Annotated in this window: 8 protein-coding genes; 7 read left to right on the forward strand and 1 reads right to left on the reverse strand. The window is 47.7% G+C overall.

Translation table 11 applies throughout. The features are described from left to right. Positions 1-383 precede the first annotated feature (383 nt). The 6 genes from WC647_07405 to prfB all read left to right on the forward strand — a co-directional run bounded on the left by WC647_07405 (position 384) and on the right by prfB (position 7,859). A complete protein-coding gene (locus WC647_07405) occupies positions 384-905 on the forward strand; it encodes a hypothetical protein (protein MFA6222125.1) in 522 nt (173 codons plus the stop codon). Positions 906-1,117: 212 nt separating this feature from the next. Next, the gene (locus tag WC647_07410) at positions 1,118-2,293 is read left to right on the forward strand and encodes a glycosyltransferase family 2 protein (protein MFA6222126.1); all 1,176 of its coding nucleotides are present in this window, start codon (positions 1,118-1,120) and stop codon (positions 2,291-2,293) included. Between the two features lie 91 nt (positions 2,294-2,384). Next, complete coding sequence (locus tag WC647_07415) at positions 2,385-3,221, forward strand: hypothetical protein (GenBank protein ID MFA6222127.1); 837 nt, start codon at positions 2,385-2,387, stop codon at positions 3,219-3,221. A gap of 48 nt (positions 3,222-3,269) precedes the next feature. Then, positions 3,270-5,651 carry a hypothetical protein gene (locus WC647_07420; protein MFA6222128.1) on the forward strand — a complete coding sequence of 794 codons (2,382 nt, stop codon included), beginning with the start codon at positions 3,270-3,272 and terminating at the stop codon, positions 5,649-5,651. Between the two features lie 121 nt (positions 5,652-5,772). Next, a complete protein-coding gene (locus WC647_07425) occupies positions 5,773-6,747 on the forward strand; it encodes an HD domain-containing protein (GenBank protein ID MFA6222129.1) in 975 nt (324 codons plus the stop codon). Beyond that, positions 6,740-7,859 (forward strand): peptide chain release factor 2 gene (prfB, locus tag WC647_07430; protein MFA6222130.1). Its coding sequence is split into 2 segments (ribosomal slippage): positions 6,740-6,805 and positions 6,807-7,859, totalling 1,119 coding nucleotides; the frame shifts between segments, so codons are not numbered across the junction. The genes WC647_07425 and prfB overlap by 8 nt, the downstream gene beginning before the upstream one ends. 19 nt (positions 7,860-7,878) lie before the next feature. On the opposite strand, the gene WC647_07435 is transcribed toward prfB, so the two are convergent. Further along, entirely contained in the window at positions 7,879-8,133 is a 255-nt protein-coding gene (locus tag WC647_07435) for a glutaredoxin domain-containing protein (GenBank protein ID MFA6222131.1), read from the reverse strand. Between the two features lie 116 nt (positions 8,134-8,249). Here WC647_07435 and WC647_07440 point away from each other — a divergent pair, with 116 nt between their 5' ends. Next, a complete protein-coding gene (locus tag WC647_07440; GenBank protein ID MFA6222132.1) occupies positions 8,250-9,752 on the forward strand; it encodes an ATP-binding cassette domain-containing protein in 1,503 nt (500 codons plus the stop codon). Positions 9,753-9,991: the final 239 nt, after the last annotated feature.

A 9,991-nucleotide genomic window follows, 5' to 3' on the forward strand; every position in this document is an offset into this window, starting at 1 on the left:
TATAATCATTGCGTCGCGTTATAGCACACCAACATGACTCAGTCAAACCTTCTTGTCTTGCCTCCAACTGGGCCATAAAAACCCTCAGGACCCGACCCGAATTCTTATTATCCCTGGGTTGGGCGTCATTTTCTGGATGTTTTTCTTTCTCGCGCCTTGTGTCGAGTAAGAAATATGGATAAAATAGGAAGGATAATTCATCCAGGGGGCTTATGCTTCTCTGGTCTTGGCTGAAGTATTCGGTATCGAATTTTGCTTGAGGAATCCATAAAGGTTTAGTCGTCGTGCTACATTTTCTTTATCATAGTCGAGTCTTTCACATACTGATTCTTCTGTCTACCCTTGCGGGACTTACGTCATGCGGGGGGTCGAGCGGTGGACCTATGTCTGCTGTACCACCGAACCCACCGGGCGATCTCCATTTTGAAGTTGTGGATCAGGGCCTGCTGGTTTCGTGGAAACCGATCCCGGGGGCCTCAAAGTACTCTTTGTTCTGGGGGCCTGAGAAGTATGATTTTCGACGGATAGTAGAGACGTCTACACCTGCTGTCTTGATCAAGGGACTAGAGAACGGGACCCTCAATTATTTTGCCGCGACTGCTCGCTCAGCTTGTGCGGAGAGTCGCTTTTCGAGTCAAGAGCCGTATGTGTACGACACGGACCCAAAAAACGCGCCAATCCACATGCAACAGGCTTTGCGTCTGGAAAACCGCGGGCATTTGGGCGAGGCTCTTATCTATCTCGGCGTGGCCATCAAGCTGGATTCCGAAAATCCTTATCTTTACCGCAAGAGGGCTCAGTTGAGGGAACTGCTTGGGTTAACAAAAGAGGCTAAGAAGGATCTCGACACTGCGGAAAAGTTATATGTGAAGAAACCCATCTCTTTTAAGAATTCTGGTGGCTAATCCCTCCCGCAAGCCACGTAACTACTCCGTCTTTGTTCACCGTTTAATTTCCTTGAAAAATCCGGAACTGATTCACACTTTGGATCGAGTTACCTTGAAATCCGGACTAAATCCTGCGATTAATAGTGCTTCTTTTCACGATGGTCCTTGACCCGGCGATTACTCAAAAGGTAGCGGAGCCAAAGCGTATAATCAGGATGAGGCGTTGACTCGTGCCGATTTGGTTTTTTATTTTTACCTTTATCATTCTGGCTTTAACGATGTTGGAAATATCCCGTTTAATTCCGCAGCTCTTGAGAGAACTGAAGCAAATTTCGGTTTTTTCATTGCCACAGGAACCGAATTCTGAAAATGCCGAAGTAAAAGTCAGCGTCATTATTCCGGCCAAAGATGAGGCCATCAACATTCTCGAGGCTGCCGAGTCCATCTTGGCGTCGACTTATCGAAACCTGGAACTTATTCTCGTAGACGATCGTAGTCAGGATGACACCTGGGAATTGATGACGCGTCTACGTGAGCGGGACAGTCGGGTCAAAACCATCAGGCTGGAATCGCTCCCGGAGGACTGGACAGGGAAAACCCACGCCATGTTCGCTGGGGCTGAGATGGCTTCCGGGAATATTTTGTTATTCACGGACGCGGACGCTTCATTGTCGAAAGATCTTATCGGTCGCTCTGTGCAATACTTCGTGACGAACAAGCTGGACATGCTCAGCCTCATCCCCGGGTTTAAGAAATGGGGCTTCCTGGAGAGGACAGTGTATCCTCACATGGCGCTTGGCATTTCATATTTCTTCCCAATGAGGGCGATCAACGATCCTCATTCAGACGCGGCAGTGGCTTCTGGTTGCTTTATCATGATTACAACGGGGGCTTATCAAAGAGTAGGGACATGGCGGAATTTGAGAAATCAGATTACGGAAGACATAGCTATGGCCAGGGCTGTCAAGAGTTCAGGAATGAGATTGAGTGTCAGCCGTTCCGATCTTATAAAGACGAAACCTTTCGATAACATATTCGAAATGGTTCGTTTCTGGCGAAGAACGTTTTACGGTGGTCTGGAAAACAGGCCTGGGAAAATTATGAGGTTTTGGCTAAACTACACCCCTTTACTGCTACCATTCGGCCTGGTACTGTTTTTGGGGGCAAGGATGGCTATTTGTGGAGAGTTTGAGCCAAGTGTTGTAATACTTTTTATCATGAGTCTGGCGACTATCCTCACTATTGAAATTCCTTTCGGAATTTTCCTGAAGCATTATCACGGTAAATGGTATTACACATTATTGTCGCCACTAGGTATTTTTGCATGTTTTTGGATCGCCACCTGGTTATTGCTAACGAAAATTTTCGATATCGGTATAGAATGGAGAGGGTCAGTTTACAAATAGCCTAACTTGAGAAAAGCTTGACCCTGCAAAGTCTTTGTTGCTATCATTCTGCGCTGTTCAGATCAGTCCCTTGATAAAGGAGACACACCACATGAGTAAAGATTTCGTTAAATTGAGCAGATTATTGGTCCCAATAGTCACGTTATTGATTTTTCTGGTTCCCCTATCGACGTTTGCGGCTGATTTCAAGACGTTCAGCAGCGACGAATATGGGTTCACAATAAAATATCCTGCCACATGGGTAAAAATTGATAAACCCCAGGGCAACTACTATGTGGTGTTCCAGGATCCGGATCTGACCGACAATTTCAGGGCCAAGATACACATAGCTGCCCACAAGCCTGTGAAAGATCCTTTAAACGTTTTCCTGCAAGAACTGCGGACTGGCATTACAGACCTTCAAAAGGGCGCAGGGACATCCAAGGAAAAACAGGAAGTTCGAATCCTCGACGAAGGGGAATTCAAGTGCGAAGTTCCGGGAGCTTATTATTTTTTCATTCAGGCTTACGAAAATACTCCAAAAATCTGGATGGATATAGTCATCGTTTTTTACAAAATGGACCAGACCCTTGTTAGAGTTTCCTGCCTCGCCCCATCCAAAAGCATGGAAAAGTTTCACCAACTGTTTAACGAGGCGCTGCTGTCTATGCATTTCAACCAAACGCCGCCAGTGTCCAAGGAAAATGGTCAACAAGATCAGATAGCTGGTCCGACGGGCCAAATTCAGCCAAGCGCGCCTGTCGCAAGTCCTACAGGACCGGCGACTACCGCGCCTCAGCAACAGCCTCAATCGAGCCAGCCCTCTATATTGAGACAGCAACCTCCTGTCGTACAGCCAAGCGCTCCACCCACAGGCCCAGCTCAAAGACCAGGACCTCGAGGTCCCGCTCGGGAAACAGATCGTCCTGCAACAGGGATAGTCAACTGACTCAGTCTAAACAATGGCGAACCCTTCATTTGAGGTCATGATTCAATCATGCGTCTGAAAAGATTCGTTAAAATTTTTCAAAAACATGAAGGGTTCAAAAAGCTCCAGAGAAGCCTGTCCGGAACCAGACCGCGAATGATCGATATGGACGCGGTCCGGGAACGGGCGCTTCAATTGGCTCAACAACATGAGCCCAGGGGCGATCATTATGAGCTTCGAAAGGCGCTTGCTGAACTGACGGTTTCGTTTGACGAAAATGACTTTCACAACACAGCGGCCATTGTCACTTTTCTCACAAGTATACTGTTCAACGATATTTCTTCTGAAACACCCCCGGCGATTAAGGACAAGATACTGAAATTCAAGGGGCCGGTTTTCTTTTTCGTGAATCATTCTTCTTATTTCGATTATTCACACACCTCAGGCTTGCTCAACAAACTCGGATTACCAACACCAGTGACCCATGTGTCCGGCGGCATAACTACAGGATGGGTTTCAAATTGGTTGAAAGGGTTTAGGACCCTTGAGGTGAAAAAGAATTTTTCACCTGTTCAACATAGGGCTTATTCATGGTTTTGCGCCGCTTTGGCTGAAACGGGGGAAATCCAGGCGCTTTACGCCAGAACCAGTCGCTACACCGTGAGATCCAGAGACGGGGTTCTCCGGGAACCATACGTTCCTCATGGGGTAATATCAGGAGTGAAGGCTACGGGCAAAGCCCTTATGGTTCCGGTGTCAATTTCATATTCCATTATTCCTGAGGATCGATATTTGACCTCTCCGTGGTTTTTTCCCGTTCTTTCCATGTTCCCAAAAAGAAGGGCCATGATGATGCCCTTTGTTTTGGGGCTTGGGTCCGCGGAAAAAGCCATCCGACAGATCGATGGGATTTTCGGGGATGTCGCTACGACCATTGGGGAACCATTTGAACTCAACGATGATAATTCCCTGTCTCTTCAGCGTATTTCACATCTGGCTATCGAAGAAATAGCCAGGAACAAGGTCATCCACCCATCTCAGTTGATCGCCAAATCCGCGCAGGGTTTTGAACGACTTGACAAGAAAACTCTAAAAGAGAAAGTTCTCGAGGAAGTTGAAAATACTACTTCTTTCTTCAAAACCCGTTATAGAAAAGCTCCTCCTTTCCATCCTGTTATTACATCTGATCTGGACCAGGCTATCAGACTCGGCTTGAAAGTTCTTTCCAGTCGTAGGGCCATTTCATGGTCTGTCTGGAGGCGCGAATATTCCCCCCGCAATGAATCCTTGCTCAACTTTTACGCGTATCACGCTGACCGCCGCATATATCCTCTTAGAGGCCGCAATACGATGACAGTGGTGAACGCTGGAGCGTGGGGCTATACGTTGGCTTTGCATATAGGCCTTAACCTGCTCAAGAAAAACGAACTGGCTGAACATGCCCTGATTCTTTATGACTCCAGAGAAGAGATTATTGAGAAACTGACGGTTGAACGGAAGCATCCCTGGATTTTCAAGGATCTGATCCTTCCCCGGTCGGTTAGACCGGAGTCTGATCTTATTGCGGCTATTGGTGACACATCTCTCATCCTGTTAGTTACACCCAGCAAGTATTTTTATTCCGCAATGACTAAAATTCTGGAGTTGGCCCCTGAGGGAAGTGACCTGGTGATCGCAACCAAGGGGTTCATCCCTGAAACAGGATTATTGCCCTGCCAGACCGTGAGAGAGGAGCTGGAGCGACTAGGGAAACGGATGCGTATTTCGGTCCTTTCCGGCGCCAATCTTGCCCACGAGATCATTTACGGCGGAGCCGGTGTGACTCAGATAGCGTGTGACCATTATGAAACGTTTGAAAGGATCAGACCACTAATTGAAACCCCGTTATTCAGGGTGGTATACTCCGGTGATGTTATTGGAACTACGCTGTCTGCAGCTCTTAAGAACGTTTACGCTATCGGTTATGGAATTCTTGAGGGCTCAAAAAAGGCTCCTGAGAATTTCCTTGCGACTTACGCCACTTTGGTGACCGCTGAGATTAGGGATTTTGGGGCTCTTCTTGGCGCTGCGCCTGAAACTTTTGACGCGGAGAGTCAGGTTTGGATAGCGGATTTGCTAGCCACTTGTCGCGGTGGACGGTCGGCAAGCTTTGGCCGTGACCTTGCCCAGATGGACGAAAAACAGGGCAAAGGCAGACCCGCAAAAGTCCTCCTGGAACAATACAGGAAAAAGATGATCGCTGTTGAAGGTTTTGAGGCCTCCCGTTTTGCAAAGAGAATTGCGGCCCAAAGGGGTTTTCATCCACCCATCCTTGGCGAGATCTACGCGATTCTTCATGGAGGCAAAAACATCGACATCCCCGACTTTATGGAAAAATCTCTTGACGCCCTTAACAAAAGAGAGGCTTCAGCCATTAGCAGTAATGTCAGAGCGCGGGCCTCACGCCATTGAACTGACCTACCGAAAAACATTCATTGGTGGGCGGATTCTTGTTCGCCAATTACCTTGATTGACAAATCCAATCAAAAGATAAATCAAAAACTTAACATCGTTCACTTATATTGACGGGCAAATGGAATCAATAATTTTCATAAGAGATTTTAAGGACGGGGATCAGGTCCTCCGATTTTTCGAATTACGCGGAAAAACCACGAGGAAAACCCGGGGAGGCCATGACTACCTCGATTTAAGGATCGGCGATTCCAGCGGGGAAATGTCAGCCAAGATATGGCCGGAAGCGCTTCAGAAATGGGGACAGGACTTCAACCTGGGAGACATTGTCAAGGTCGAAGGCCATGTTGAGATGTTCCGTGACATGAGCCAACTTATTGTGGACAAGATTCGAAAGGCTGACGAAACAGAGGTTCCAGACATTACGGTTATTGTTAAGTCAACTCCGTATGATGTAGAAAAACTTTTCAACGAATTACTCGAATTAACAGAAACTTTAGAGCCCCTGGAGTTGTCAAACTTCGTGGCTGAGATTTTAAATCGGGTTTCAGACCAACTTCGGCTTGCCCCCGCGGCCAAGATGATTCATCACGCTTACAGAGGAGGTCTCATCGAGCACACGTGGGGGGTGGTTCGGAAAGTTTTGGCAATTCTTGAAACTGAAAAGGGAATCAACCGATCTGTAGCTATAGCAGGAGCTATTCTTCATGACATCGGTAAGCTTCAGGAACTGACTGCTTCGTCTCACTCCAGAACTACGCAGGGGAGATTGATCGGTCATGTTGCGCTTGGGATTACACTCTTGTGGACGGTTGCGCTTGAATTGGGCCTTGAGGATGAACTGTGGCTGGTAGAATTGGAGCATATTCTGTTGTCCCATCACGGGGAACCGGAGTTTGGCGCTCCTGTAAGACCGCTCACTCGTGAGGCGCTACTCGTCCATTTTGCGGACAACCTTGACTCAAAACTTAGAATAATCGACGGCGCCCTCGAATCGGCTGATTCCGATGGGTTCTCACCATACAACAAATGGCTTGAAGGCCGGGCCTATGCAGGGCAAAGCCTCAAGCTTCCAGAGGAGGAACAAGATGTTTGAACTTCAGCAAAAACTGGCGGAAATTAGACAAAGACAGACGAATCTACGAGGTTATCTTTGACCTCGACGCAAAAGTTACCCGGCTTGATGAAATTGAGAAGACCCAGTCAGATGAAACATTCTGGAGTAGTCCCTCCCACGCCAAAGACATCTTGCGCGAACAAAAACAGATAGCCAGGATATTACACAATTTCAAAGGGCTTGATCGAAACATAGAAGATACCGAGGCCTTACTGGAACTTGCCTTGGAGGAAGAAGACCGGTCGGTGCTCGACGAAGTCCAGGAAAACATCTCCAAACTCGATAATCATATACGGGAAATGGAGATTGAGCGCCTGTTCTCTCAACCGGAGGATACAGGTTCCGCTATAGTGGAAATACATGCCGGCGCAGGAGGCACTGAGGCGCAGGACTGGACGGAAATGCTTCTCCGGCTATACGTGAGATGGGCGGAAATTGAGGGTTACAAATCCGAAATTCTCGATTCGCTGCCCGGGGAAGAAGCAGGCCTGAAATCAGTCACATTCTCTGTTGAAGGCGATTATGCTTACGGTAGACTAAGGGCTGAAATGGGGATTCACCGGCTTGTAAGGATTTCTCCTTTTGACGCCAACGCGCGACGACACACATCATTCGCCGCAGTATTTGTCTACCCTAGCGCTGATGATGATGTTGAAATTGATATCAATGAAGCGGACATTAAAATAGACACTTATCGGGCGTCGGGGGCGGGTGGTCAACATGTCAACAAGACCGATTCCGCCGTTAGAATGACCCATTTGCCTACCGGAATCGTAGCTCAGTGCCAGAATGAAAGATCCCAGCACAAGAATCGGGCCATGGCCATGAAAATTCTCCGATCCCGGCTCTATGACCTGGAGCTGGCAAAGAAAAGAGCTGAAAAAGATTCTATCAACAAGGATAAAAAGGATATAGCCTGGGGATCTCAAATCAGGTCTTATGTGCTTCAACCCTATCAGATGGTGAAGGACCACAGAACAAACTGTGAAATAGGCAATGTCCAGGCAGTTCTCGATGGTGACATAAATCGGTTCATAAACGAATATCTGTTATTCGAAGCAAGGGAACGGGGGTCCAGCAAGCTTAACTAAGAGGCGTAAACTGCGGCGATCAGGACGATATTCCTAACTTTTCGGCTAGTTGTTCATCGGAAGGCTCAGCCATTTTTGTGCCGTCCGGAAACAGCAGAGTTGGGATGATAAACTTCCCGTTAGTCTTTATTACGAAATCCCTGGCCCCGTCTTCATCATCAATGTCATGCCATTGATATTCGATCCCGTGGCCGTCCAGGAATCTTCTCGTTCTCTTGGCGTCAGGACACCATTTTGCTCCATACATGACTATTTTATTCGTTTCGTCAGTCATACGGGTTTCCTCCCAGAGGCGGAATTTGTCTTCTGGTAAGTCATGATTTCGGCCTACTAACATTAGTATAACGCGGGCAAAATGAAATTGCCATCTCGGAGTTGTCCTAGTCAAACATGGAATTTGCGAAGAATCTTGTGGAACTGGAAAATGTTTCCGTCAGATACGGACATTCCCCAATACTGTTCAACATCAATTTTATGTTGCGTCCGGGCGAAAACTGGGCCGTGTTGGGTGGTAACGGGGCTGGAAAGACAACTTTTCTTCGGCTGATACGTGGTGATATCTGGCCAGCTCCTGAAACCGGACGCCGCAGTTATCTTGTCAATGGAAAGTCCCAGTTTTCTCCGATCGGTTTCCGTGAGAAGACTGGAATCGTGTCTTCAGATCTTCTCGACCAATACAGAATCAACAGGTGGAACCCGTCGGGCATAGAAGCTGTCTGTACAGGTTTTGACGGAACACCCTTCCTTTACCGGACGCCTACTGAATCAATGTTGGCTAGGGCCAGGCAGGTTTTGGCGACTCTGGGTCTGGAAAAATTAGCGACTCGGCGTGTCCTGACCATGTCATTCGGTGAGGCTAAAAAGGTTCTGATTGCCCGGGCCATAGTTCATCGACCCAGGATTCTGTTTATTGATGAGCTTTGCGCAGGTCTGGATACCGGAGCCAGGAAAAAAGTCCTGGAAATTTTAGAACTCCTGGCTGGACAGGGAACCCAGATGATCGTCGCGGCTCACGACCCTAGCGAAATACCCGATTTTGTGACCAGGATCATAACTCTAGAATCCGGAAGAATAGTCAATTCTGGGAGCTTCTTAAGGCCCCCCTGCCCGACTAGAAACGCTTTCAGGGCGGACAGGGCGCAGCGGCGCTCCGATGTCCTTTTTCAGACCAAATTAGAACAGCGTCACCAGTATCCACTGATCCGGATGGAAAATGTAGATGTGTCAATGGGCGGGAAAAGGATTCTACATCAGATAAACTGGCAGATATTCGCCGGCCGGAACTGGGCATTGCTCGGCGCAAACGGCTCAGGCAAGACTACATTATTAAAACTGATCGCCGGAGAATTACTGCCCGTGTGGGGCGGGACTATACGCAGGTTTGAACCCGATGATCCACAATCACTGGACGAAATTAGAAAATCCATAAGTCTTGTGTCGCCCGATTTTCAGGCCGATTTCCCCTCCTCCCGGAAAGGGCTTGATATTGTTCTTTCCGGACTATATGGGAGTGTTGGCCTGGCATGCGAACCTACCGGGAAACAGATTTTGCTCGGAAAGTCATTGCTCCAGGCATTTGGAGTGGAAGGCCTTGAAAGCAGAGAGGTAGGCGCTCTGTCTTATGGACAGGCCCGGATACTGTTAATCATCAGAGCATTGATCAATTCCCCAAGAATTCTTTTATTGGATGAGCCCTTGTCGGGTTTGGACTCCGAGGCCAGGAGCGCCGTGGCGCAGATCATCGAAAACGCTATCAGCGCAGGCGCAACCATCATAAATGTGACTCATGACCCAAAAGAAATTCTTCCGTCTGTCTCCCATGTCGCAGTTCTAAAAGATGGGATGATAACTTTTCAAGGGGCCAAAGGTGAACTGGGACGCCATATTTTTTGATCCAATTGCAGTGTACTCATTTCAGACTCCGCCAGCTTCACAAGAAAATTCATCCGAATAAAACAATCTTTAAAAAATCCAGTTCATTTGTCCTTATTTGACACACGTGCCTTCTAGGAGTCTGTCGGACTTAACGTGACCGACCCCAATTTATAGAGACCTTAATTGGCACAACATCCTGATATTATGATATTTAACAGCGTTTATCTCTTGCGTAGCACAGCGGTTCTGAGGTATAT

It is taken from the genome of Desulfomonilaceae bacterium, assembly GCA_041662605.1.
GTDB lineage: Bacteria > Desulfobacterota > Desulfomonilia > Desulfomonilales > Desulfomonilaceae > CAJBEZ01.